This is a genomic window from Amycolatopsis sp. lyj-84 (assembly GCF_046549075.1).
In the GTDB taxonomy this organism is placed as follows: domain Bacteria; phylum Actinomycetota; class Actinomycetes; order Mycobacteriales; family Pseudonocardiaceae; genus Amycolatopsis.
On record NZ_JAJPWO010000005.1, the window covers coordinates 89,136 to 112,268 of the forward strand.

At 69.4% G+C, this 23,133-nt stretch carries 25 protein-coding genes; 7 read left to right on the forward strand and 18 right to left on the reverse strand.

What is annotated here, in order from left to right:
* The first annotated feature begins 3 nt into the window (after positions 1 to 3).
* Positions 4 to 2,574, forward strand: a complete 2,571-nt coding sequence (locus ACLJRM_RS17325) for an FtsX-like permease family protein (protein ID WP_410663587.1) — start codon at positions 4 to 6, stop codon at positions 2,572 to 2,574.
* Positions 2,575 to 2,592: 18 nt separating this feature from the next.
* Here the strand turns inward: ACLJRM_RS17325 and ACLJRM_RS17330 are convergent, their stop codons facing one another.
* The 15 genes from ACLJRM_RS17330 to ACLJRM_RS17400 all read right to left on the reverse strand — a co-directional run bounded on the left by ACLJRM_RS17330 (position 2,593) and on the right by ACLJRM_RS17400 (position 13,041).
* A complete protein-coding gene (locus ACLJRM_RS17330) occupies positions 2,593 to 3,942 on the reverse strand; it encodes a DUF2252 domain-containing protein (protein WP_101608117.1) in 1,350 nt (449 codons plus the stop codon).
* Positions 3,943 to 3,993: 51 nt separating this feature from the next.
* On the reverse strand, positions 3,994 to 4,761 hold the full coding sequence (locus ACLJRM_RS17335; protein ID WP_101613215.1) for a DUF1206 domain-containing protein: 768 nt from the start codon (positions 4,759 to 4,761) through the stop codon (positions 3,994 to 3,996).
* A gap of 64 nt (positions 4,762 to 4,825) precedes the next feature.
* Positions 4,826 to 5,587: a hydrogenase nickel incorporation protein HypB gene (gene hypB, locus ACLJRM_RS17340; protein WP_410663588.1), complete on the reverse strand. Its 762-nt coding sequence runs from the start codon at positions 5,585 to 5,587 to the stop codon at positions 4,826 to 4,828.
* Positions 5,542 to 5,925, reverse strand: coding sequence for a hydrogenase maturation nickel metallochaperone HypA (locus ACLJRM_RS17345; protein WP_101608115.1), 384 nt, complete (start codon positions 5,923 to 5,925; stop codon positions 5,542 to 5,544). The genes hypB and ACLJRM_RS17345 overlap by 46 nt, the downstream gene beginning before the upstream one ends.
* 10 nt (positions 5,926 to 5,935) lie before the next feature.
* Positions 5,936 to 7,039, reverse strand: coding sequence for a hydrogenase expression/formation protein HypE (gene hypE / locus ACLJRM_RS17350; RefSeq protein ID WP_410663589.1), 1,104 nt, complete (start codon positions 7,037 to 7,039; stop codon positions 5,936 to 5,938).
* Positions 7,036 to 8,163 (reverse strand): hydrogenase formation protein HypD, encoded by a 1,128-nt coding sequence (gene hypD, locus ACLJRM_RS17355; protein ID WP_410663590.1) that lies wholly within the window; start codon positions 8,161 to 8,163, stop codon positions 7,036 to 7,038. Before hypD ends, hypE begins: the two co-directional genes overlap by 4 nt.
* A gap of 10 nt (positions 8,164 to 8,173) precedes the next feature.
* Complete coding sequence (locus ACLJRM_RS17360) at positions 8,174 to 8,446, reverse strand: HypC/HybG/HupF family hydrogenase formation chaperone (protein WP_101608112.1); 273 nt, start codon at positions 8,444 to 8,446, stop codon at positions 8,174 to 8,176.
* A complete protein-coding gene (locus ACLJRM_RS17365) occupies positions 8,419 to 8,940 on the reverse strand; it encodes a hydrogenase maturation protease (RefSeq protein WP_410663591.1) in 522 nt (173 codons plus the stop codon). The genes ACLJRM_RS17360 and ACLJRM_RS17365 overlap by 28 nt, the downstream gene beginning before the upstream one ends.
* Complete coding sequence (locus tag ACLJRM_RS17370) at positions 8,937 to 10,187, reverse strand: hypothetical protein (protein WP_410663592.1); 1,251 nt, start codon at positions 10,185 to 10,187, stop codon at positions 8,937 to 8,939. The genes ACLJRM_RS17365 and ACLJRM_RS17370 overlap by 4 nt, the downstream gene beginning before the upstream one ends.
* The gene (locus ACLJRM_RS17375; protein ID WP_410663593.1) at positions 10,184 to 10,852 is read right to left on the reverse strand and encodes an SIS domain-containing protein; all 669 of its coding nucleotides are present in this window, start codon (positions 10,850 to 10,852) and stop codon (positions 10,184 to 10,186) included. Before ACLJRM_RS17375 ends, ACLJRM_RS17370 begins: the two co-directional genes overlap by 4 nt.
* Positions 10,849 to 11,064: a HypC/HybG/HupF family hydrogenase formation chaperone gene (locus ACLJRM_RS17380; protein WP_101608108.1), complete on the reverse strand. Its 216-nt coding sequence runs from the start codon at positions 11,062 to 11,064 to the stop codon at positions 10,849 to 10,851. Before ACLJRM_RS17380 ends, ACLJRM_RS17375 begins: the two co-directional genes overlap by 4 nt.
* Entirely contained in the window at positions 11,061 to 11,684 is a 624-nt protein-coding gene (locus ACLJRM_RS17385) for an SIS domain-containing protein (RefSeq protein ID WP_410663594.1), read from the reverse strand. The genes ACLJRM_RS17380 and ACLJRM_RS17385 overlap by 4 nt, the downstream gene beginning before the upstream one ends.
* Positions 11,685 to 11,716: 32 nt before the next feature.
* Positions 11,717 to 12,154: a helix-turn-helix domain-containing protein gene (locus ACLJRM_RS17390; RefSeq protein WP_101608106.1), complete on the reverse strand. Its 438-nt coding sequence runs from the start codon at positions 12,152 to 12,154 to the stop codon at positions 11,717 to 11,719.
* Positions 12,155 to 12,209: 55 nt separating this feature from the next.
* Positions 12,210 to 12,503, reverse strand: a complete 294-nt coding sequence (locus ACLJRM_RS17395) for a muconolactone Delta-isomerase family protein (RefSeq protein ID WP_410663595.1) — start codon at positions 12,501 to 12,503, stop codon at positions 12,210 to 12,212.
* Between the two features lie 46 nt (positions 12,504 to 12,549).
* Complete coding sequence (locus ACLJRM_RS17400) at positions 12,550 to 13,041, reverse strand: helix-turn-helix domain-containing protein (RefSeq protein ID WP_233223160.1); 492 nt, start codon at positions 13,039 to 13,041, stop codon at positions 12,550 to 12,552.
* Positions 13,042 to 13,369: 328 nt separating this feature from the next.
* On the opposite strand from ACLJRM_RS17400, the gene ACLJRM_RS17405 reads away from it, so the two are divergent.
* From ACLJRM_RS17405 to ACLJRM_RS17430, 6 genes are read left to right on the forward strand one after another with little or no spacing between them, the layout of a single operon-like run.
* A complete protein-coding gene (locus ACLJRM_RS17405) occupies positions 13,370 to 14,419 on the forward strand; it encodes a hydrogenase expression protein HypE (RefSeq protein WP_101608103.1) in 1,050 nt (349 codons plus the stop codon).
* Positions 14,420 to 14,438: 19 nt separating this feature from the next.
* Positions 14,439 to 16,205: a nickel-dependent hydrogenase large subunit gene (locus ACLJRM_RS17410; protein ID WP_410663596.1), complete on the forward strand. Its 1,767-nt coding sequence runs from the start codon at positions 14,439 to 14,441 to the stop codon at positions 16,203 to 16,205.
* A 9-nt stretch (positions 16,206 to 16,214) separates the two neighbouring features.
* Positions 16,215 to 17,072 carry a NifU family protein gene (locus ACLJRM_RS17415; RefSeq protein ID WP_410663597.1) on the forward strand — a complete coding sequence of 286 codons (858 nt, stop codon included), beginning with the start codon at positions 16,215 to 16,217 and terminating at the stop codon, positions 17,070 to 17,072.
* Positions 17,069 to 17,695: a DUF5947 family protein gene (locus ACLJRM_RS17420; RefSeq protein WP_410663598.1), complete on the forward strand. Its 627-nt coding sequence runs from the start codon at positions 17,069 to 17,071 to the stop codon at positions 17,693 to 17,695. The genes ACLJRM_RS17415 and ACLJRM_RS17420 overlap by 4 nt, the downstream gene beginning before the upstream one ends.
* Positions 17,696 to 17,698: 3 nt before the next feature.
* Positions 17,699 to 18,349 (forward strand): DUF6084 family protein, encoded by a 651-nt coding sequence (locus ACLJRM_RS17425; RefSeq protein WP_410663599.1) that lies wholly within the window; start codon positions 17,699 to 17,701, stop codon positions 18,347 to 18,349.
* A complete protein-coding gene (locus ACLJRM_RS17430) occupies positions 18,346 to 18,465 on the forward strand; it encodes a DUF6893 family small protein (RefSeq protein ID WP_410663600.1) in 120 nt (39 codons plus the stop codon). Before ACLJRM_RS17425 ends, ACLJRM_RS17430 begins: the two co-directional genes overlap by 4 nt.
* Here ACLJRM_RS17430 and hypF read toward each other — a convergent pair.
* From hypF to ACLJRM_RS17445, 3 genes are read right to left on the reverse strand one after another with little or no spacing between them, the layout of a single operon-like run.
* Entirely contained in the window at positions 18,421 to 20,733 is a 2,313-nt protein-coding gene (gene hypF / locus ACLJRM_RS17435) for a carbamoyltransferase HypF (RefSeq protein WP_410663601.1), read from the reverse strand. The two genes, ACLJRM_RS17430 and hypF, sit on opposite strands and share 45 nt — an antisense overlap.
* Before the next feature lie 54 nt (positions 20,734 to 20,787).
* Positions 20,788 to 22,353: a hypothetical protein gene (locus ACLJRM_RS17440; RefSeq protein ID WP_410663602.1), complete on the reverse strand. Its 1,566-nt coding sequence runs from the start codon at positions 22,351 to 22,353 to the stop codon at positions 20,788 to 20,790.
* On the reverse strand, positions 22,338 to 23,111 hold the full coding sequence (locus tag ACLJRM_RS17445; RefSeq protein WP_410663603.1) for an ABC transporter ATP-binding protein: 774 nt from the start codon (positions 23,109 to 23,111) through the stop codon (positions 22,338 to 22,340). Before ACLJRM_RS17445 ends, ACLJRM_RS17440 begins: the two co-directional genes overlap by 16 nt.
* Positions 23,112 to 23,133 lie beyond the last annotated feature (22 nt).

Sequence of the window (23,133 nt, forward strand, 5' to 3'; positions counted from 1 at the left end):
GTCATGTGGGATTTGGCATGGCAGACGATCAAGACCCGCCTGAGCGGCTTCGTCGGCGCGTTCATCGCGATCCTCTGCGGCACGGCGCTCGTCGCCGGCTGCGGCATCCTGATGGAGTCCGGGCTGCGGGCCGGTGTCCCGACACAGCGGTACGCGGACGCGGCGGTCGTCGTCGGCGGGCAGCAGACGGTCGACCCGCCCGGTGCAGGCCCGATGGAAACCCAGCAGGTCGGGGAGCAGGCCTCGGTGCCGGTGACGATCGCCGGGACGATCACGTCGGTGCCGGGTGTCCGCGGCGTGGTGGCGGAGCAGAGCTTCCCCGCCAACGTAGTGACGGCCGACGGCCGCGCGCTGAACGGGCCGGAAGGCGGCCAGTCGCTCGGCCACAACTGGGACGCCGCCAAACTGGCGCCTTTCTCCTTGCGTGACGGCCGCGCACCCGCCGGTCCCGACGAGGTCGTCCTCGACGCGGACCTGGCGTCCCGGAGCGGGGTGACGGCCGGTCAGCGGGTGAAGATCGCCGTCCGCTCGACGCCGGTGGACTACTTGGTCTCCGGGATCGCCGCCCCGAAATCGGGCAACGGCCTCAGCCGTCAGTCCTCGGTGTTCTTCTCGCAGGAGAAGGCCGCCGAACTCGCCGGGACGCCCGGCCAGGTGCACGCGATCGGCGTGCTGGCGGACCCGGGTGTCACGCCGGGCGACCTCGCCGATCGGATCAGCGACGCGGTCGGCACCGACAAGGTAACGGTGACGACCGGGGTCGAGCGCAGCACGGTCGAGTTCCTCGACGTCAGCCAGACCCGCATGCTCCTGATGGCGCTCGCGGGTTCGTTCGGCGGGTTCGCGCTCCTCATCGCGGTGTTCGTCGTGGCCAGCACACTGGCGCTGGTCATCAACCAGCGTCGCCGGGAGTTTGCGCTGCTGCGGGCGATCGCAGCGACACCCCAGCAGATCCGCAAGCTGATCGGCGCCGAGACGATGCTGGTCGCGTCGGTAGCCGGGGTGCTCGGCAGCGGTCTCGGCGTGGCCGTTGGCTTCGGATTGAGGAATGCCTTCGCCGGGATCGGGGTGATCCCGCCGGACTTCGAGCTGGCGCTCAGCCCGATCCCGCTCGTCGCCGCGCTGGCGCTCGGCCTGGGCACGGCCCGGTTGGCCGCGTGGTCGGCTTCGCGACGTCCGTCCTCGATCCGCCCGGTGGAGGCGCTCGGCGAGGCCGCGGTGGAACGGCGTGAGCTCGGCCGTGTGCGCGTCATCGTCGGCGGCGCGCTGGTGGTGGCCGGTCTCGCGGGCTCGATGGTCCCGATCTTCCTGCCCGGTGAACCAGGGCTCGCGGCTTCGTCGGGCTCATCGCTGATCATCGTGATCGGGCTGGCCGTGGTCAGCCCGAAGGTGGTCGCGTTCATGACGAAGCTGATCGCACCGGTGCTCAATCGGACGTCGAGGATCAGCGGCTACCTGGCCGCCGCGAACAGCCAGGCCAACTCGCGGCGCCTCGCCGCCGCGGTGACGCCGGTGATGCTGGCGGTCTCGTTCGCCCTGACGATGTTCTACAGCCAGACCTCCGCGGCCGCCGCCCGGCAGGAAGAGACCGTGGAGTCGACCACCGCGGACCACGTGCTCGCGAGTGGAACGGGCGGCCTGTCCCCGGAGGTGGCCGAGGCCGCGCGCCGGATCCCCGGGGTCGCCGCCGCGACCCCGGTCGTGCGCACCGAGGTGATGAACACGGTGCAGGAGCAGGACAGAGTGCGCGTCGACCGGTACGGGGCGCAGGGGCTCGACGGCACACAGGTGCGCGGGAACCTCGACCTGGGCGTCGTGTCGGGCAAGATCACCGATCTGACCGGGAACACCGTGGCGATGAGCGAGCGGGAAGCCGGCTGGTACGACAAGAAGATCGGTGACGAGGTCGAGTTCTACTACGGTGACGGCGCTCCGGCGAAACTGAGGCTGGTCGCCACGTACACCCGTGACCAGGCGTTCGGCCGCTACGTGCTGCCCGTCGAGTTGGCCAGGGCGCACACCGGTGACCGGATGGACGATTCGGTGCTCGTGCGGCAGCAGCCCGACGCGGACTCCGCGACGGTGACCGCCGCCCTGCGCGACCTCGCGGCTCGTTATCCGGGTCTGGTCGTGACACCGGGATCCGCGGTCGCCGCGCCCGCCGGCGGTCAGCAGCAGGCCCAGTTCTACGTCAACCTGGTCGCGGTCGGCGTGATCCTCGGCTACGTCGTGATCTCGGTGGCCAACACACTGGTGATGAGCACGGCGCAGCGCTCGCGGGAGTTCGCGCTGCTGCGCCTGATCGGCACCACGAAGCGCCAGGTGGTCCGCATGATGCGGTTCGAAGCACTGGCGACCGTCGGGGTCGCGGCCCTGCTCGGGACCGTGGTGGCGGGGGTTCCCCTGATGCTGCTGAACCTCGGCCTGCGCGGGACACCGCTGCCGTCCGGCACGATCGCCGTCTTCGGCGGGGTCATCGCCGGGGCGATCCTGCTCGGCCTGGTCTCGCTCGGCCTCGCCACGCGGGTGGCGCTGCGGTCCAAGCCGATCGAGGCGATCGGCCTCCGCGAATAGCCGGTCCCCGTCGTCCGGTCAGCCCTCCGCGGCGGGCCGGACGGCGGGGATCTTCCCGCCGCGGAAGGCGTCCACGAACAACCGGTGGTCCTCCCGTGACTGCTCGGCGTAGGCCATCCCGAACTCGGTCAGCGTGCGGACGAACTCGTCTTCGCGGTCACCGATCACTTCGGCGATGGCCGCTTCGCTCTGGAAGTCGACGAGCGTCTGCTCGGAGTCCGAATCGGACACACAGTGCATCTTCGCGGTGGCCCGGCCGAGATAGTCGAGCACCGGTCCCATCTCCGCCGGTTCCGTCAGATCCGACCAGTCCAGGTCGTCGACGTAGGGCGACAACTCCGAGACGACGAACCCGGTCCCGTCGATCTCCGTGTACCCGAGCCAAGGATCCGCGTGCGCCTGCAACGCGCGCTGCGAGACGGCGGTGCGGTGCCCCTCGTTGGTGAAGTAGTCGCGGATGCTCTGCTCGGACACGATCCGGCTCGGCGCCGCGACGTTCCCTTGTTTCATCGACAGGACGACGTCGTTCTCGAGCGCCTGGGTCCGTCCTTCGACGAGGATGTTGTACGCGGGCAGCCCGGCCGAGCCGATACCGAAACCGGTCCGGCCGACGATGTCCTTGACCCGGTAGGTGATGCTACCGAACCTTTTGTTCTCCGGAATGGTGTCCAAATAGGACTCGAAGGCGGCGATCGCGGTCTTGCGTTCCGCCTTCTCCAGGACCCGGACCCCCGGGCCGTGCCGGAACCTCCGGTCGTAATCCTCCACGGTGGTCACTTCGTCGAGCAGGTCGATCCGCGTCTTGAGCCGGGCACGGAGCAGCACGTTGTGCAGGATGCCCTCGGTGCTGTCCAGCTGGAGCCGGACGAGTTCGTCGCCGGGGCGTTCGGCGTACTCGCGGACCTGCTTCACGTAGGCGCGCAGGTAGGTGCCGATCAGCGTCTCGATGTCGTCGTCCGAGATCGCCTTGCTCCACGCCAGCAGCGCGACACTGGCCGCGAGCCGTTTGAGGTCCCAGGTGAAGCAGCCGAGGTAGGCCTCGTCGAAGTCGTTGACGTCGAACACCAGCGTCCCGGACGAATCCATGTAGCTGCCGAAGTTCTCGGCGTGGAGATCGCCCTGGATCCACACGCGGCTGGTCTCGTCGTTCGCCCACGGGTCTTCCTCGTGCGCCATGTCCGCGTAGAACAGGCACGCCGAACCGCGGTAGAACGCGAACGGGGCGGCCGCCATCTTGCGGAACTTGCGGCGGAACGCGTCGGCGTCCGCGCGCATGAGGTCTTCGAAGGCGTCGACCAGCACTTCGACGATCCGCGCCTGCCGATCGTCCTCGCCCTGCTCGCGGATCCACTCGACCACACCTGCCATCACGACCTCCAGACGGCTCTCACGGTGCCACAGGTCGGTTCGCCGGGCAGATCAGATCTTGCGGAATCGGGCGTCCAGCAGTGCGAAGGCCCCGAAAGCGGCGATCCCGGCCGCGAGCGTGAGCAGCATCGGACCGCCGTAAGGCTGGGCGACGAGCGTCTTCAGCGCGGCGTCGAGTCCGCTCGCCTTGGCGGGGTCGAAGGTGACCGCGGCGATGACCGTCAGCACGCCGATGGTGCCGTACGCGGCGGAGAGCGCGATCCAGCCGACCTGGCCGAGCCGGATCGTCGTGGTGCGGGTCGTCCCCGACGCCTTCCCGAAGTCGAGCTCCCGCACGAAGGTCTTCCGGAACCCGCGCTGGGCGAGGAACACCGCCACCGCGACGACGCCGATCCCGACGACCGTCACCAGAACCTGGCCGTAGGACTCCGCGAGGATGTCGGCGACCATGGAGCCCTGGCCGTCGTCCGCGCCCGAGATCGCGACCTTCACCGCGCTGTAGGAGACGAGGCCGTACAGCACGACCTCGATCCCGCTGACGATCCTGCGGACCGTCCGCCGCCGTGCGTCCACGTGCCGGTGCCCGGTGGCCGCCTCGCTGAGCTGCCACAACGCCAGTACGGCGAGACCGGCCGCGATCAGCCACAGCAGCCACGCGCCGCCTTCCGCGACCACCACCTGCAGGGCGCCCGCCTTGTCCGCCCTGGCCTTGTCGCCGAGGGCGACCTGCGCCGCGAGCCACGCGACGAGCAGATGCACCACGGCGTAACAGACGAGCCCGCCCCGGGCGATCAGGTCGAACGTCTTGCTGTCGCGCATCGGGCGATCCTTGTCGAGCGGCCGCGCGTTCACCAGGGCCGGGCGGCCCAATGTGTCCGATCTGTCAGCTTTCGCGACCGTCCAGCCAGCCGTACCACTCGTCGAGGCCCGTACCCGTCGTCGCGGACAGGCACAGCACCTCCGGCCGGGGGTTCACCCGCGTCAGATCCTCGGTGAACGACTCGACGTCGAAGTCGACGTACGGCAGCAGGTCGATCTTGTTGAGCAGCACGACGTCCGCGGTCCGGAACATGTGCGGGTACTTCAGCGGTTTGTCGGCGCCCTCGGTGACCGACATGACCACCACCCGCGCGGCCTCACCGAGATCGAACAGCGCCGGGCAGACGAGGTTCCCGACGTTCTCGATGAACACCGTGGACCGCGGCGGCGGCGCGAGGGTGTGCAGCGCCTTGGCCAGCATGCCCGCGTCGAGATGGCAGCCGGCCCCGGTGTTGATCTGCACCACGCGGCAGCCGGTCGCCCTGATCCGCTCGGCGTCGAAGATCGTCTCCTGGTCGCCTTCGATCACCGACATCGGCAGGGTGCGGCCGCGGTCGACGATGGTGCGGGCCAGCAGCGTCGTCTTGCCGGAACCGGGGGAGCTCATCACGTTCAGCGTGTGGATGCCCCGCGCGGCCAGCCACGTCCGGTTGTCCGCCGCCAGCCGGTCGTTGGCCGCGAGGATGTCCTGTTCCAGCAGCACGGTCCGGTCGGGTTCCGGATGTGAGTGCCCATGGCCGTGTCCGTGTCCGTGTTCATGCCCGGCCGACGACGGGTCGATCACTCGGACTCCGGCGTCGTCCGAGCACCCGCAGGTTGCGCACATTCGCCTCGCACCTCCACAGATTTGATCCGGAGTTCCTGCCCGCCGAGCACCCGCAGGTTCGCGCCGCCACAGCGGGGGCACAGGGGGATCCGGGGATCTTCGACGGTGAATTCGCGGGCGCAGTCGCGGCAGCGAGCGCGTCCCGGCGGTTCGATCACTTCCAGTACCGCGTCCCGCAACGGGGTGCCGTCCACGATGACCTCGAAACAGAACCGCACCGAATCGACGACCACGCCCGAAAGCGCCCCGATCTCCAGCGTCACCTTGCGGATCGGGGTTTCCCCCAGCCGCCGCGTGATCTCCTCGACCGCGGCCTGCGTGATCGCCAGTTCGTGCACGGGCGCTCCTTCAGCAGATCCGCGGCAGGGGATCGCCGACCAGCAGATCGCAGATCCGGGTCCCGCCGAACACCGTGTTCAGCAGCACCAGGCCAGGTGGATCGGCCTTGACCCGGCCGATGATCGCCGCCTTCGTGCCGAGTGGATGCGCGCGCATCGTGTCGAGTGCCAGTTCGGCCTGGGCACCGTCCACGAAGACCACGATCCGGCCCTCGCAGGCGACGTAGAGCGGGTCGATGCCGAGCAGTTCCGACGCGCCGCGCACCTCGTGCCCGACCGGGACCTGGTCTTCGTCGACCACCACGGCGACGTCGGCGGCCTTCGCGGCTTCGTTGAGGATCGTCGCGACACCGCCCCGCGTGGCGTCGCGCATCGCCCGCACTCCCGGTGCGGCGTCCAGCAGGGCGGCGGCGAGACCGTGGACCGGCGCGGTGTCGGACACGAGATCGGCCTCGATGTCGAGTTCGCCGCGCGCCAGCATGACGGTGACGCCGTGCTCGCCGATCGGGCCGGACACCAGGACCGCGTCACCGGGCCGGATCGTCGCGACGCCGAGCTCGTGCGGGGTACCGAGCACGCCGACGCCGGCGGTGTTGATGTAGCAGCCGTCGGCCTTCCCGCGCTGGACGACCTTCGTGTCGCCGGTCACGATGGACACCCCGGCGGCTTCGGCGGCCAGTTTCATCGACTCCACGATCCTTATCAGGTCCGCGACCGGGAAGCCTTCTTCCAGGATGAAACCCGCCGTCAGGTACAGCGGTTTCGCGCCGGACACGGCGAGGTCGTTGACCGTGCCGTTGACCGCGAGGTCGCCGATGTTCCCGCCGGGGAAGAACAGCGGCGACACGACGTACGAATCGGTGGTGAGCGCCAGCCGTGAGCCGTCGATCGTCAGCCGCGCCGCGTCCTCCAGCGGTTCGAGCAGGGGATTGCGGAACGCGTCGAGGAAGATCGCCTCGATGAGGGTCTGGGTGGCCTTGCCGCCGGAGCCGTGCGCGAGTGTGATGCGCTCCTCGCGGACCTTCGGGCGGCGGCGCCGGGCCTTGTCGATCCGGTCGAGCACCCGCTGTTCGCGTTCCGACGGCAATCCTGTCGACTCTGTCGACGTGCTCATCGGACGCTCGCCTCGCGCACCCTGGTCCGGGTGAACCGGCCGAAGTTGTAGTACGCGGCGCAGGCGCCCTCGGGGGAGACCATGCACGTCCCGATCGGTGTCTCCGGGGTGCACGCGGTGCCGAACACCTTGCACTCCCACGGTTTCAGCACTCCCTTGAGTACTTCGCCGCATTGGCAGGCCTTGGGGTCGGCGACCCGCACACCGGGGACCTCGTACTTCAGTTCGGCGTCGAACCTGGCGTACTCGTCGCGCAGCCGCAACGCCGAATGCGAGATGAACCCGAGCCCGCGCCATTCGAAGTACGGCCGCAACCGCATCGTCTCGTTGATCGCACGCAGCGCGGTCGGGTTCCCTTCCCAGGGCACCACCCGCGAGTACTGGTTCTCGACCTCGGAGCGGCCTTCCTTGAGTTGCAGCATCAGCAGGTAGATCGACTGCAGGATGTCGAGCGGTTCGAACCCGGCGACCACGATCGGCTTGCCGTACCGCCCGGCGATGAACTCGTACGGACGGCAGCCGATCACCGTGGAGACGTGGCCGGGGCCGATGAACCCGTCGAGACGCAGGTCGGGGGAGTCGAGGATCGCCTTGATCGCGGGGATGATGGTGATGTGGTTGCAGAAGATCGAGAAGTTGCCGATCCCTTCCGCGGCCGCGCGCAGGACCGTCATCGCGGTGGACGGCGTGGTCGTCTCGAACCCGATCGCCATGAACACGACCTGCTGGTCCGGGTTCTGCCGGGCGATCTTGAGCGAGTCGAGCGGCGAGTAGACCATCCTGATGTTGGTGCCCTCGGCGTTGGAGTCGAAGAAGTTCCCGTCGCTGCCGGGGACGCGCATCATGTCGCCGAACGAGGTCATGAGCACCCCGGGTCGGCGGGCGATGCTGATGGCGTCGTCGATGCGGCCCATCGGGATCACGCACACCGGGCAGCCGGGGCCGTGCACGAGGGTGATGGCTTCGGGAAGGTAGTCCTCGAGCCCGTGTTTGTAGATGGTGTGGGTGTGCCCGCCGCACACCTCCATGAACTTGTACTCCCGGCCGGATTCGCACAGACCGGCGATCTTCGAAGCCAGCGCCCTGGCCTTCTCGGCGTCGCGGAACTCGTCCACAAAACGCATGCCGCCCCTCCTAAACGATCTGGGAATCCCGTAGTGCCGCCATTTCGTCCTCGTACGCCTTGCCGATGCTTTCGAGGAAGTCCATCGCGGCCTTCGCTTCGGCTTCGTCGATCTTCGACAGCGCGAAGCCGACGTGGATGAGCACCCAGTCGCCGGGAGCGATGCCCTCCTCCGCGACCAGCCCGATGTTGATCGCCCGTTTGACCCCGCTGACGTCGACCCGCGCCAGATCGGGCCGGTCGGACAGGATCTCGATCACTTCTCCGGGAATGCCAAGGCACATGGCGGCACCTGCTTCCTCCTCGCGTCGGAGCTCTCCTTGACGAGATCGGTGACCACGCGGGCCGCCGTGTCGACCGCGGCTTCGACAGCGGGGCTGAGCCCCATCCGCTGCTCCAGGACCGCGGGTTCGCAACCGACCAGCAATACCCGGCCGGGATCCCCGCCGAGCAGGGCGACCAGGTTCAGCACGACGTCGGGCTGCATGCCGTGCGCGTCGAGCGCTTCCGCCTGGGGCGGTCCGTCCGGTGGATCCAGTTCGACGACGTACACCGTGCCGGGCGGGTCGCCCCGCATCGTGGCGTCGACCAGGATCGTCAGCCCGTAGCCGCCGCTCGCGAGATCGTGGGCCAGGTGCATGCCCCGGATGCCGTAGTCGGCCACCCGGACGTCCGCCGGCAAGTCCTTTGTGGACAAGCGCCGGGCGACCTCGACGCCGAACCCGTCGTCACCGAGGAAGACGTTCCCGACACCGGCCACCAGCACTCGGGGCGTCATAGCGGTTCCACCTCGTCGGCGCCGAAGTAGCGGTACCGGCCGTGCTGGGCGTAGAGGTCCGAGCCGAGATCGTCCTCCAGTGTCACCGCGAGATGGCAGACGTCGTCGACGTCGAACAGCACCGCCCGTACCACCGCGACCCGCCCGGCCAGGAACATGTCGTGCGCGTCGGCCCGTTTGACCGGCCGCAGCCGGACCCGGCTGCCCTCGCCGACGGCCACTCCGCCGACGGTGACGGTGGTGGGTTCCACTTCCGGTTCGGGGGTGCCGGTGACCGAGCGCAGGTAGCGGATCGTGCCGTGCAACCGGTCGAGCAGATCCGGTGACAGACCGTCGACGCGGTCGAGGAGTTCGGCGGCGCGGGCGTCCGTGGCGCGGGCCTGACGTTTCTCCTCGTCGGTCAGCGTCATGGTGCGCAACGTGAGGATCTCGTCGATTTCCAGGCCGTCGTAGAGGGTTCCCGGGCTTTCCTCGGCGATCTCCGGATGGTCGTTGAGAATGATGGGGGTGCACAGGACGGTGTCACCGACGAGGACGGGCCACAGCCGCTCGTTGACGCACTCTTCGGTCACCCGCGCGGCCCATTCGGGTGGATCGGCCGAGGACAGGAAGTGTCCGTCCGAGGTGGACAGCAGGGCGTGCGCGGCGATCAGCGAGTGCGCGAGCGCGTCCGGGCGGGTCGCCCCCGGCTCGGCCCAGCCGGAGGTGTTCTCCACCCGCAGGCGAAGTTTGAGGCCGCCGAACGGGTCCGGCAGGTCGACAGCGCGGATCCGCAGCTCCCCGGACAAGCCGGCGCGCCGCCGGACCAGGCGAGTATCGTCGCGGACCTGCTCGACGTCCTCACCGCCGCCTACCTGGAACGGCACCCTGATCTCGGTGCGCAGCGCGGAAAAGGGAACGACGGTGTCGACCTCCCGTTCGACGGCCTCCTCCCAGGTGGTGTACTCGACGCCGTCGACGGTCGCCGACGGCACGGGCCGTGCGGCCACTTCGACGACGCGTTTCTGGAGTTGCAGGAACCGGAGCAGCACCCGCAGCACGCCGTCCGGCGCGGGCTCGGCGATCAGTTCGGCCTGGGACCACTCGTGTTCGCCGGTCCCGCCCGCCGCGTAGGCGGGCGGGGTCAGCACTCCCCATTGAAACCGGACCTGGTTCTTGGCCGCCGACGCGCGGTACGGGTACAGGAGGTAGCCCTCGTACAGCACGGCGTCGGCGACCGCCTTGACCCGGTCCAGTGCGGCGGTCACGGCGTATCCCGGAGTCCGGCCACGGTGAGCTCCCACAGCACGTCGTAGAGCGTGGTCTGCGCCTCCTGGACGCGGTGCACGGACGGCGACGGCACCACGAACAGGTAGTCGACACTGTCCAGTTCGGCCATCTTGCCGCCGTCGTAACCCGCGATGCCGACGGTGAGCAATCCCAGCCTGCTCGCTTCGTCGAAGGCGCGCAGGAGGTTGGCGGAGTTCCCGCTGGTGGACAGGCCGACCGCGATGTCGCCCGCCCTGCCGAAGGCGGCGATCTGCCGGGCGAACACCACGTCGAAACCGATGTCGTTGCTGAGCGCGGTGATCACCGCGATGTCGTTGGTCAGCCCGAACGCGGGCAGCGGTGGCGAGTCCCCGGCCGGATTCAAGAAGAGACTGGCGAGGTCCTGCGCGTCGGTCGAACTGCCCCCGTTACCGAAGGTCAGCAGCCTGCCGCCGACGGCGAAGGCGCCGGTCATCGCCCGCGCGCACTCGAGAAGCCGCTGCCCGTCTCTCGCGAACACCGACGCGCGCAACTCGGTGATCTCCCGGGCCTTGTCCACAGTGGATCTCCGGACCTGTTCGAGAAGAGAGTCCACATCGGACGAGTCCGCGTACAGGAACGGGTAGAGGGCTTGGACTTCGGTGGCGGGAACGTCTCCGCTCATCGGGAATCGCCTCCCAGCACCGCGATGGCCTCCCCGGCGTGCACGAGGACGGTGTCGCCGACGTGGGACGCGACCAGCGCGACGCTCACCTCCTCCTCGGTCCCGGCGTCGGTGCGGACGACGGCGAGGGCGTCGTCCAGCAGCCGCAGCACGGTGACCGGGACGGCGGTGTCCGAACAGGTCACGCAGACGTCGTCGTGGCAGTCGTTCATCGCGCCTCCTCGTCGAGAACGCCAGGCTGTTCCAGGAACACGTGCACCAGCTCCCACAGCACGTGGTACATCGTCACGTGCACCTCTTTGACCACCCTGGGATCCACGGAGGCGGCGATCAGCAGGTGGTCGGCGGCCCGGCGGGCGGCGATCGCCCCACCGTCGCCGCCGACGAGGGCGACGGTCAGCATGCCGAGCTCGCGGGCCCGCTCCAGGCCTCGCAGGACGTTGCGGCAGTCGCCGTCGGTGGACAGGCCCAGCGCGATGTCGGGAGGTTCGGCGAGGAACCGGATCTGATGCGCGAAGATCTCGTCGAGACCGGCCCGGTTGGCGACCCCGGTGAGCGTGGCGACGTCCGAGGTCAGCGACAGTGCGGGCAGCGCCCGTTTCCCGACGATCACCGGATGCACGAACTCGACGGCCACGTGCTGGGCGTCGGTGCTCGGTCCGCCGTTGCCGAACACGACGAGTTTCCCGCCGCAATGGAACCGCTTCGCCATGGCGTGGCAGGTGCGGGCGACGTCTTCGGCGTGCTCGGCGAGATCGTCCAGCGGGCGGGCACGGTCGCGCACGAGGGCGTCGACCACACCGAGGCCGCCGGGACGTGACAGCTCTGTCACGGGCGGAGTCCTTTATGTGGTGGGAAAACAGATCAGTCCGTCAGGCGAGGAGACCCGTTGCTGCCGGGCCTGCCGCCTGTTCGTTGTCTGCCGGGCGCGAGGAAACCCTCCGGCAGGCCGGGGCCGAGAATTCCGGCTGTCCGCCAGATCGGGACGGACACCGGTTCGGCGGGCGGCACGTCGTCATGCCGCGCCGATTCAGGTAGCCAGCTCTCCGGATTCGCGGTCAGTCCGAGCAGATAGGTGACCGAGCAGGACAGCGAAGCGGCTAGCTCTGGCAGCAGGCCGAGGTCCAGGCCGCGCCCGTTCTCCATCGCGCTCAGCGCGCGGTTGGTCGTACAACTCCCGTGTTCTTGCAGGCGCACCACGACTTCGCGCTGGGTCAGGCCCAGGGAAAGTCGTCGCTCGCGCAGCCGCTGGGCACAGATCCAGTGTCGTTCGCGAGCGGGATTCGGCTTCGGCGCGCTCATCGGACACCTCTGTCCCGAGGGAACGACACAAGTGTTCGCCGCGATCTCCGATCCGTCAACCGGGCATCTCGGTGAGACCCGCGGCCGGATCCGGCATGTCGGCGAGGGGGTGGATCTCGTACCGTGCGAAGTTGTAGACCGGCGACATCGCGAGCAGCCGTTCCAGTTCTTCGTTGGACCCGACGTCGTAGATCCAGGCCCCGCCGTGCTGGCCGACGAGGTGGTAGCGCGCGAGTACCTTGCCCTTTTCCTCCAGGGGCCCGGCATAGCGCGGCATCCTGGCGACGGCGGCGGCCATCTCGCCCGACAGCAGGGCGAGTTCCATCCGGAACAGCACCAGGAATTTCATCCGTCCACCATCCGGCGGCGGCGCGGGCACTGTCAACAGCGCGGTTTCAGGTGAGCGGCGATCTTCCGAACCGTTCTTGGAGCCGCCGGAGGTCCCGCAGCCTCGGTTCGGTTTCGCCACCGACCCACCGCCCGACGGTCTTGACCGAAACGCCCAGCTGACGTGCGGCGGCCTCCTGCGTGAGCCCTTCCCGCTCCAGTACCTCGGTCATCCAGTCGGCGAACGACCCCGGCGCCTCGGAACCCGGTGCCGCCGTGGGGGAATCCGACTTCAGCTCGGTCACCTGGGCGAGCGTCGGCTCGCCGGGCTGCCCGGAATGCGAATGCAGGACGTCGACCTCGACGTGCTCCGGGAAGATCCGGAACGAGATCTGGATGGTGCCCGTCGGGCCCGCCGCGTCGAGAAGCGCGCGGAAGACCGTCTGGCTCACTTCCCGGTTGTCCCCATCGGTGAGCGGGGAATCGGCGAGACAATGGCGGACGAATTCGCGGATTTCCGGAATCGAGGAAGGACGGGCCGGGAAAATCTTGGAAAGCACGACGACCGGGAGTAGCTCAAGGGGTACTCCCGAACCTTCGAAATTCGGTACGTCCACGAGAATCCCGTCGTCGAGGCCGCTTCGGCCAGCCTACCTGTGCGGGCTTTGCGCCCCAAGCAAAGAACGCGAGGACAGATCTGTCCTGTCGTCTTGCCGATGTCGTCCGGCGAGGTCTACCGTGACAGTGTTCACGCCCCGGAAAAGCCGGGATCTTTCCGAGGTCGTTTCCCGTTCTCCACTTTCCACGCTCGCGTGTCGGCCCTTGTCGAACCCACCGGGCGTTCGCCGACTTCGAATGCGGCCTCGGGCTGCGAGGAGGTGGTCCTCGATGACCACGGCCGAAACGACTGACGAACCCGTCGTGCACATTCTTTGGATGAACGGTGGTCTCGGCTGTGACGGCGACTCGGTCGCCCTGACGGCCGCCACCCAGCCGAGTATCGAGGAGATCGTGCTCGGCGCCCTGCCCGGGCTCCCGAAGGTCGCGGTGCACTGGCCGCTGATCGACTTCGAATGCGGGCCGGAGACCGGCGCGGACACCTTCATCGAGTGGTGGCACAAGGCCGATCGGGGTGAACTGGAGCCGTTCGTGCTCGTGGTCGAGGGCTCGATCCCGAACGAGAAGATCAAGTCCGAAGGATACTGGTGCGGCTTCGGCAACAACCCCGCCACCGGCCAGCCGATGACCACCAGCGAATGGCTGGACCGGCTGGCGCCCAAGGCTTTGGTGGTCCTCGCCGTCGGCACGTGCGCGACCTACGGCGGTATCCACGCGATGGCGGGGAACCCGACCGGGGCGATGGGCGTGCCCGACTACCTCGGCTGGGAGTGGCGGTCCAAGGCCGGGATCCCGATCGTCTGCGTGCCCGGCTGCCCGACCCATCCGGACAACCTCTCCGAGACGATCCTGTACCTGCTGTACCAGGCCGCGGGGCAGGCCCCGATGATCCCGCTCGACGAGGCGCTGCGCCCGCAGTGGCTCTTCGGCGCGACCGTGCACGAGGGCTGTGACCGTGCCGGCTACTACGAGCAGGGCGAGTTCGCCGACGACTACGGCTCGCCGAAATGCCTGGTGAAACTGGGCTGCTGGGGTCCGGTGGTCAAGTGCAACGTCCCGAAACGCGGCTGGATCAACGGCGTCGGCGGCTGCCCGAACGTGGGCGGGATCTGCATCGCCTGCACGATGCCCGGGTTCCCGGACAAGTTCATGCCGTTCATGGACGAGCCGCCGGGGTCGAAGGTGTCCGCCGCGGCGAGCACGGCCTACGGGACGGTCATCCGCGCGCTGCGCGGGTTCACCATGCGGACCGCCGACGAGGAACCGAAGTGGCGGCACAAAGGGAATTCACTGACCACCGGCTACAAGTCCAACTGGTGACGGAGCGAGGAATCCAGCGATGACCGATACCCAGAACCCCGGCCTGGTGGAGATGGCGTGGGATCCGATCACCAGGATCGTCGGCAGTCTCGGGATCTACACCAAGATCGACTTCGCCAAGAAGGAGGTCGTCGAGTGCCACAGCACGTCGTCGATCTTCCGTGGCTACAGCATCTTCATGAAGGGCAAGGATCCGCGCGACGCGCATTTCATCACCAGCCGCATCTGCGGTATCTGCGGGGACAACCACGCGACCTGTTCGGTCTACAACCAGAACATGGCCTACGGCGTGCGCCCGCCGCATCTCGGTGAGTGGATCATCAATCTCGGCGAGGCCGCCGAGTACATGTTCGACCACAACATCTTCCAGGAGAACCTGGTCGGGGTGGACTATTGCGAGCGGATGGTCGCCGAGACCAACCCGGGTGTGCTCGAACTGGCCAACCGCACGGAATCCCCGCACGCGTCCGAACACGGGATGAAGACCATCGGCGACATCATGCGGTCGCTGAACCCGCTGGAGGGCGAGTTCTACCGTGAGGCACTGCACGTCTCCCGCTACACCAGGGAGATGTTCTGCCTGATGGAAGGCCGCCACGTCCATCCGTCCACTTTGTACCCCGGTGGTGTCGGCACGGTCGCGACGGTGCAGTTGTTCACCGACTACCTGACCCGGCTGATGCGCTACGTCGAGTTCATGAAGAAGGTCGTGCCGATGCACGACGACCTGTTCGACTTCTTCTACGAAGCCCTGCCCGGCTACGAGAAAGTCGGGCAGCGGCGGATCCTGCTCGGCTGCTGGGGCAGCCTCAACGACCCGGACCACTGCGACTTCACCTACGAGAAGATGGAGAACTGGGGCCGCAAGATGTTCGTCACCCCGGGCGTGGTGGTCGACGGGAAACTCGTCACCACCAGCCTGGTGGACATCAACCTCGGCATCCGGATCTTGCTCGGTCACTCGTTCTACGAGGACTGGGAAGACCAGGAGATGTTCGTCAAGCAGGATCCGCTGGGCAATCCGGTGGACCGGCGGCATCCGTGGAACCAGCACACCATCCCGCGGCCGGCCAAACGCGACTTCGACGACAAGTACTCGTGGACGATGTCGCCCCGCTGGTTCGACGGCAAGGACCATCTCGCGCTCGACACCGGCGGAGGCCCGATCGCCCGGCTGTGGGTGACCGCGCTGGCGGGACTGGTCGACACCGAGTACGTGAAGTCCACCGGGCACAGCGTGCAGATCAATCTGCCGAGGACCGCGCTCAAACCCGCGAAGAGCTTCGAGTGGAAGATTCCACAGTGGAGCAACGCGCTCGAACGCAACCGCGCGCGGACGTACTTCCAGGCCTACGCGGCCGGGCTCGCGCTGCACTTCGCGGAGAAGGCCTTGGCCGAGATCCGGGGCGGGAACACGAAGACGTGGGAGAAGTTCGTCGTCCCGGACGAGGCGGTCAGCTGCGGGTTCACCGAGGCCGTCCGCGGCGTGCTGTCGCACCACATGGTGATCAAGGGCGGCAAGATCGCGAACTACCACCCGTATCCGCCGACGCCCTGGAACGGCAGTGTCCGCGACACCTACGGCACCCCCGGCCCGTACGAGGACGCCGTGCAGAACACGCCGATCTTCGAGGAGAACCCGCCGGAGAACTTCAAGGGCATCGACATCATGCGCGCGGTGCGGAGTTTCGACCCGTGCCTGCCGTGCGGTGTGCACATGTCCCTCGGCACCGGGAAGGTCCTCACGAAGCACCACACCCCGCACGCGTTCAACGGCGAGTACTGAGGGGGCCGGATGCCGACCACGGCGGGCGACACCGGTGACCGGATCGAGGCCTTGCTCGGCCAACTGCCGGACGGTCGGGGCAAGCAGGTCGCCGAGGAACTGGTCCGGGTCGTCGTCGGAATGTACGGCGAAGGACTGGAGCGCATCGCCGGGCTGGTGACCGAAGACGTCCTGCTCCGGCTCGCCGGGGACGACCTGGTGGCCGGCCTGCTCGTCCTGCACGACCTCCACCCGGTCGACGTGGACACCCGGATCCAGCGGGCGCTGGACGAGGTCCGGCCCTATCTCGGCTCGCACGCCGGCGGGGTCGAGTACCTCGGAGTCCACGCGGACGGGACGGCCAGGCTGCGGCTGGAGGGCAACTGCCAGGGCTGCCCGTCCTCGACGCTGACCGTGAAGATGGCCATCGAGGGCGCGATCACCAGGGCGGCGCCCGAGGTCGCCGGAGTCGAGGTCGAAGGGGTGACCCCGGAGCCAGAACCGGTGCCGCTGCTGCAAGTCGGAATGGGGCCGCCGGACGGCTGGCACGCGCCCGAGCCGTCCGGTTCGCGGTGGAGCGCGGTGCCGGAACCGGGTCCGCCGACCGGGCGGCCGGTGGCCGTGCGGATCGACGGCGTCGACGTCCTGCTCTGTTCGGTGCGCGGCACGCTCTACGCCTACCGGGACTCCTGCGCCGCCTGCGGTTCCGGTCTCGCCGAGTCCACTTTGGCGGGCTCGGTCCTCACCTGTGCGGGGTGTGACGCCCGATTCGACGTCCGGCTGGCGGGCAAAGGACTCGACGACGGTGGCCGTCACCTCGACCCGCTGCCGCTGCTCTCGGACAGCGACGGGGTGCGGGTCGCCCTGCCCGCGGCGGTGACGTCGTGAGCGGGCACACCGGGCTCCGGCGCTTCGTCGAGCCGGAGAAACCGGCGCCCGCCCGGGCGCCGGAGCCGGAACGCTGCCAGTTGTGCACCGAGCCGACCGGGCCGGGGCACGGGCATATCGTGGACACCGAACGCCGCGCGATCCTGTGCGCCTGCCGCGGCTGCTTCCTGCTGTTCAGCAGCCCGGAGGCGGGTGGGCGGTTCCGGGCGGTACCGGACCGCTACCTGCACGATCCCGGACGTCCGCTGACGAGCGCCGAATGGGACGGACTCGGCATCCCGGTGGGCGCGGTGTTCCTGCTCCGCGGTGACGAGGGCGTCGCCGCGTTCTACCCGAGCCCGGCGGGCGCGACCGAATGTCTCCTGAACCTGGACGCCTGGGCCGAGCTGGCCGCGACCCACCCCTTGCTGGCCGCCGCTCGGCCGGAGATCGAGGCGATCCTGGTCCGCCGTACGGACACGACGGTCGACACCTTCCTGGTGCCGATCGACGTCTGCTACCGGCTGGTCGGGCTCGTCCGTGTGTACTGGAAGGGCTTCGACGGTGGCCAGGAGGCCCGCGAACAGGTCGACCGGTTCTTCGGCGACGTGCGGGAGAAGTCCCGCGACTTCGGTCTGGGGTGAGCCGTGGCGGACCTGGTCTTCGACTGCCTCGACGCCGCACCCGAACGGTACGGCGTGGTGCCGAGCCTGAACCTGCGGCTGCGGATCAGCGAGGTGACCGGCGAACGGATCGAGGCGATCGCGCTGCGGTGCCAGATCCGCGTCGAACCGCACCGGCGGCGCTACTCGCCGCAGGAAGCCGAGCTGTTGCGGGACCTGTTCGGCGACACCGCGAGGTGGGCCGACACGGTGAAGCCGATGCAGTTCACGACGGTGACCGCGATGGTCCCCGGGTTCACCGGAGCCACCACGCTCGAACTGCCGGTACCGGTCACCTACGACCTGGAGATCGCCTCGACGAAGTACTTCAACTCGGTCTCCGACGGCGTGATCCCGCTGCTGCTGTTGTTCAGCGGCACCGTTTTCAGCATGCGCGAAGGCCGGATGTCGGTCCAGCAGGTCCCGTGGAGCAAGGAGACCTCCTACGGACTCCCGGTGAAGGTGTGGAGGGAGACCGTCGACCTGCACTTCCCGGGCAGCGCTTGGCTGCGGCTGGACCGGGAGACGCTGAACGCCTTGCAGCGGTACAAATCGCGGCACGCGCTGCCGACCTGGAGCGGCACCGTGGCCGCCCTGCTCGAGGTGGCCGAACAGACGGAAGGGTCTGCGAAATGACGATTCTCGGTTACATCTTCCTGGCCATCCTGGTCCTGCTCGCAGGCGGGATCGTGGTGCTCTTCGTCCTGTCAATCCCCGATATCCGGCGCTATCTCGCGATCAGGAGGATGTAGGTCGCGGGCCGCGGCGACGGCCGCTTGACCGAGGCTGATCCCGCCGTCGTTCGCCGGCACCTTCGTATGGGTGAGGACCCGGAAACCGTCGTCGGTCAGCAGATCCACGGACCGGTCGAGCAGCAGCAGGTTCTGGAACACCCCGCCGGAGAGCGCGACCGTGCCGACGCCGGTCCGTTCGCGCAGCACGGCACAGCAGCGCGCGATGCCCTCGGCGACGCCGTTGTGGAACCTCGCGGCCACGACGGCGGGGGAGCGGCCGCGCGCGAGGTCTTCCGCGACGGCTCGCACCAGGTCGGTCCCGGCGACCACCAGCGGTCCGGTTCCGGACAGGCCCACCGGGTACGCGCCCCGTTCGACGGGGTCGGCCAGCTGCTCCAGTTCGATCGCGGCCTGCCCTTCGTAGCGGACGGTGTCGCGGACACCGAGCAGGGCCGCCACCGCGTCGAACAGCCTGCCCGCGCTGGAGGTGAGGGGAGCCGCGACCCCGCTCCGGGCCAACCCGAGCACGCCGGACCACGCGGACTCGTTGCGCGTGCGGACGGCCGACAGCGGCGGAGCACCGGCGAAAGCCTCCTCCAGATAGACCGCGGCCATCCGCCACGGTTGCCTGATCGCCGCCGCGCCACCCGGGAGCGGAACCGGCGCGAGGTGCGCGAGCCGCTCGAACCCGACAAGGTCGGCGAGCAGGAATTCCCCTCCCCAGATCGTGCCGTCGGTGCCGAACCCCGTGCCGTCGAAGGCGACCCCGAGTACCGGCCCGGTCTCGCCGTTGTCGGCGAGGCAGGACGCGATGTGCGCGTGGTGGTGCTGCACGCCGGTCAGGTCCACGCCGGTCTCCTCGGCGAGATCGAGCGCGTACTTGGTGGAGAGGTACTCGGGATGCAGATCGTGCGCGACCACCTCCGGGTCGATGTCGAAGAGCCGTCCGAAGTGGACGATCCCGTCGGTGAACGAGCGGAGGGTCTCGAAGTTCTCCAGATCGCCGATGTGGTGCGAAACGAACGCACGGCCGTCCTGGGCGAGGCAGAACGTGTTCTTCAGACCCGCCCCGCAGGCGAGTACCGGCCGCCGTGCCCGCCGGGGAAGCCTGATCGGTACCGGGACGAACCCGCGCGAACGGCGGAGGACGGTTTCGCGCCCTCGCCACGGCCGGACGACCGAGTCGTCGGTGCGGATGTGGATCGGCCGGTCGTGGGTCAGGTAGGCGTCGGCGATCCCGCGGAGCCGATCGAAAGCGTCTTCGTCGGTGAAGGCGATGGGCTCATCGGAGATGTTCCCGCTGGTCAGCACGATCGGCGCGCCGACGGCGGCGAGGAGCAGGTGGTGCAGGGGCGTGTACGGGAGCATCAGGCCCAGGGACCGGGTCCCCGGCGCGACCGACCCCGCCACCGGAGCGCCGTCGAGCCGGGGCAGCAGCACGATCGGCCGTCTTCGGCTCTCCAGCGCGGACCTTCCGGTTTCGTCCACTTCGCACAGGCGCGCGGCTTCGTCCACATCGGACACCATGACGGCGAACGGTTTGTCCTCGCGGTGCTTGCGTTTCCGCAGGGTCGAGGCCGCGGCCTCGTCGCTCGCCAGTACGGCCAGGTGGTATCCGCCGAGTCCTTTGATCCCCACGACCCGTCCTGCCGTCAGCAACGCCGCTGTCCCGGCGACGGGATCGCCCGTGAGTTCCGCTCTGGCCGCGTCCAACAGCCGGAGCCGGGGACCGCAGTCCGGGCAGCAGACCGGCTGGGCGTGGAACCGCCGGTCGGCCGGGTCGTGGTACTCGGCCGCGCACGCCGCGCACAGCGCGAAACCCGCCATGGTGGTCAGCGGACGGTCGTAGGGCACGTCCCGCACGATGGTGAACCGCGGCCCGCAAGCGGTGCAGTTGACGAACGGGTAGCGGTACCGGCGGTCCGCCGGGTCGGCCAGTTCGCGCAGGCAGTCCGCGCAGGTGGCGCTGTCCGCGGAGACCGGCGTGCGTTTCGTCCCGCCGGACTCGCTGGCCACGATGGCGAATCCCGGACGGCCGTCCGGCTCGGCCTCGGTGGTGGTCACCCGCTCGACCTCGGCCAGCGCGGGCGCATCCCGGCTGAGGGCGGACAGAAACGCGCCGACTTCGGCGATCGGCCCTTCGACCTCGATGAAGACGCCGTTCCCGTCATTGCCGACGAGACCGGCCAGACCGAGCCGGGTGGCGAGGCCGTGCACGAAGGGCCGGAACCCGACGCCTTGCACGATCCCTTCGACCCGGACGGCGCGCCGAACGTGCGCCTCCACCCGGCTCAGTGTTCCCCCTGAGCCGCCCGGCCGCACCCCCCGCGGCCGGGCGGCTCACCGGAGTTTGGCGAACGTCTCGGGCAGACGTGCCGCCAACCTGCGGGTCGCGAGGGCGCCACCGAGCCAGGCGCCCGTCACCGCGTTGACGAGGGCCACCGCGAGCGTCGCCGCGCCGAACCAGGCCGGGAGCGAGTCCCCGGCGAAGGTCAGCACCGCGGCCATCGCGGTCGTCGGAGCGGTCGCCCACAGCTGGATCTGGAACGCCGCGAAGATCCCGGCGGTGTTCTCCCCGGCGTCGGTGGCGTTGACGCGCCGGTGCGGGTCGACACCGGGTGTCGCGCCGAGCACCGACATCACCAGCGCGGTGCCGCAGCCGACGCCGAGCAGCGCGATCAGCACCGCGAGGATCGGCACGGTGTAGTCGAAGATCCCGGTCACGGCCATCATCAGCGCCGACAGGACGAGCGCGGGCAGTCCGAAAAGGACGGTGATGCCGATCTGGCGGCCGCGGATGTCGGCGCGCACCGACTCCGGGCTCTCGGCCACCACGAGCTGCCACAGCGCGGTGCCGTCCTGGCCGTAGAGGTTCGCGCCGCTGAGCGCCACGGTGAGCGCGACGGCGACACCGGCCAGCCCGGCGATCTCGGGGACACCCGCGATCGCGCCGTAGACCGCGATGAACACGCCGAACCAGATCGCCGAGCGCACCTCCAGGCTCCGCCACGGATCCCGCCACCAGGTGCGGATCTCCTTGCCGACGACGGCGCCGAGCGGGCTCGCGGGCAGCCACCCGGCGCGGCTGCCCAGCGGGCGGCGGCGACGCCGGACGGTGCGATCGCCGACGTGCGGGGTCAGGAGCGCGATCGCGGCCAGCTTCACCACCACCGTGGCAACGGCGAGCAGGGCGAGCGAACCCAGCGCGGGCGACGGCCGTCCGGCCGCCATCTCCCCGGCGGCGCGCAGCGGCAGCCCGAACGGCGTCCACTCCAGTACCGCCCTGGCGGGGATGGTCCCGAAGCCCTCGCGCAGGAAGGTCGGGATCGACTCCAGCACGGGGCGGACGACGACCCAGCCCGCCGTCATCGACGACAGCAGCAGGCCGTACTGGACGGCCGCGAGTTCCACGCCGAGGTGGGTGCGCATCGCCGCGCCCAGCAACGCGTACACCGTCCGCGAGAGCGCCACCACGAACCCGACCAGGAGCACCGCGCCGACGAAGCCGGTGACGGCAGCGGCGATCGCCGTGGCGGAGGTCGCTTCGGCGAGCGCGTACGGGATCAGCGCCAGCGCCGCGATCGCCGTCACCGCGCCGCCGACCCCGGCGAACGCGGACGCCAGGAGCCCGGCTCCGAGCCCCCGGCGCGAGAGCGGCAGCAGCGTGAAGTACTCCGGGCGCAGCATCGCGGCGCCGGAGGTGAGGACGGGGCCGATCATCCAGCCCGCCGTCCAGAACGCGAGGACCAGCAGCAGCACGTCGGTGCGGGCGGCGGGCTCCGAAACGAACACGACCGCCCAGGTGGCCGCGGCCGCCAGGACGCCCGCGACGAGGCCGAGCACTCGTTTCCAGCTGTGCGTGTGCCGCTGGATCGCGAGCTTCAGCCGGATCAGGTCGCCAACCACAGCAGGTCCTCCTCCCCGACACCGCGCTCGCCGACGAGCCGGACGAAGACGTCTTCGAGTGTCGAATCGCCGCGCACTCCGGCGAGCGTGCCGCTCGCCACCACCCGGCCGTCCGCGATGACGGCCACCCGGTCGCAGAGGTCCTCGACCAGCGACATCACGTGCGACGAGATGACGACGGAGCCGCCGGCGGCGACGAAGCGCAGCAGCATCGCCCGCAGCACCCGCGCCGAGACCGGGTCGACGGCCTCGAACGGTTCGTCGAGCACGAGCACCTTGGGCGCGTGCAGCAACGCCGTCGCGAGGCCGATCTTCTTCCGCATCCCGGTCGAGTACTCGATGACGAGCACGCCGCGTTCCTCGGCTTCGTCGAGTTCGAGGATCCGCAGCAGTTCGGCCGACCGCGAGCGGACGACGGCGGCGTCCATGCCCCGGAGCAGCCCCCAGTAGGTCAGCAGTTCGGCGCCGGTCAGGCGTTCCGGCAGGGCGAGGCCGTCCGGCAGGACCCCGAGGATCGCCTTGGCCCTCGCCGGTTCCTTCCAGACGTCGATGCCGTGGACGACGGCGGTCCCGGAATCCGGCCGCAACAGCCCGACCGTCATCGCGAGCGAGGTGGTCTTTCCCGCGCCGTTCGGGCCGACCAGCCCGGTCAGCGAGCCGGTCGGCACGGTGAGCTCCACCCGGTCGGCGGCGGTCTTCCCGGAGAACGTCTTCGTCAGCCCGTCCAGCCGCAGGGCGGGCACCGTTTCGGTCTGCATGGGCTCACGATGGCCGGAGCCG

Excerpts from the sequence above, each read along its gene's own strand:
- ACLJRM_RS17360 (WP_101608112.1), bottom strand. The coding sequence starts at position 8,446 with ATGTGCCTTGGCATTCCCGGAGAAGTGATCGAGATCCTGTCCGACCGG.
- ACLJRM_RS17445 (WP_410663603.1), bottom strand. The coding sequence starts at position 23,111 with ATGCAGACCGAAACGGTGCCCGCCCTGCGGCTGGACGGGCTGACGAAG.
- ACLJRM_RS17330 (WP_101608117.1), bottom strand. The coding sequence starts at position 3,942 with ATGGCAGGTGTGGTCGAGTGGATCCGCGAGCAGGGCGAGGACGATCGG.
- ACLJRM_RS17390 (WP_101608106.1), bottom strand. The coding sequence starts at position 12,154 with ATGAGCGCGCCGAAGCCGAATCCCGCTCGCGAACGACACTGGATCTGT.
- ACLJRM_RS17395 (WP_410663595.1), bottom strand. The coding sequence starts at position 12,503 with ATGAAATTCCTGGTGCTGTTCCGGATGGAACTCGCCCTGCTGTCGGGC.
- ACLJRM_RS17415 (WP_410663597.1), top strand. The coding sequence starts at position 16,215 with ATGCCGACCACGGCGGGCGACACCGGTGACCGGATCGAGGCCTTGCTC.
- hypE (WP_410663589.1), bottom strand. The coding sequence starts at position 7,039 with ATGAGCACGTCGACAGAGTCGACAGGATTGCCGTCGGAACGCGAACAG.
- hypB (WP_410663588.1), bottom strand. The coding sequence starts at position 5,587 with ATGTGCGCAACCTGCGGGTGCTCGGACGACGCCGGAGTCCGAGTGATC.
- ACLJRM_RS17380 (WP_101608108.1), bottom strand. The coding sequence starts at position 11,064 with ATGAACGACTGCCACGACGACGTCTGCGTGACCTGTTCGGACACCGCC.
- ACLJRM_RS17410 (WP_410663596.1), top strand. The coding sequence starts at position 14,439 with ATGACCGATACCCAGAACCCCGGCCTGGTGGAGATGGCGTGGGATCCG.
- ACLJRM_RS17365 (WP_410663591.1), bottom strand. The coding sequence starts at position 8,940 with ATGACGCCCCGAGTGCTGGTGGCCGGTGTCGGGAACGTCTTCCTCGGT.
- ACLJRM_RS17335 (WP_101613215.1), bottom strand. The coding sequence starts at position 4,761 with ATGCGCGACAGCAAGACGTTCGACCTGATCGCCCGGGGCGGGCTCGTC.
- ACLJRM_RS17405 (WP_101608103.1), top strand. The coding sequence starts at position 13,370 with ATGACCACGGCCGAAACGACTGACGAACCCGTCGTGCACATTCTTTGG.
- ACLJRM_RS17430 (WP_410663600.1), top strand. The coding sequence starts at position 18,346 with ATGACGATTCTCGGTTACATCTTCCTGGCCATCCTGGTCCTGCTCGCA.
- ACLJRM_RS17325 (WP_410663587.1), top strand. The coding sequence starts at position 4 with ATGTGGGATTTGGCATGGCAGACGATCAAGACCCGCCTGAGCGGCTTC.
- ACLJRM_RS17375 (WP_410663593.1), bottom strand. The coding sequence starts at position 10,852 with ATGAGCGGAGACGTTCCCGCCACCGAAGTCCAAGCCCTCTACCCGTTC.
- hypD (WP_410663590.1), bottom strand. The coding sequence starts at position 8,163 with ATGCGTTTTGTGGACGAGTTCCGCGACGCCGAGAAGGCCAGGGCGCTG.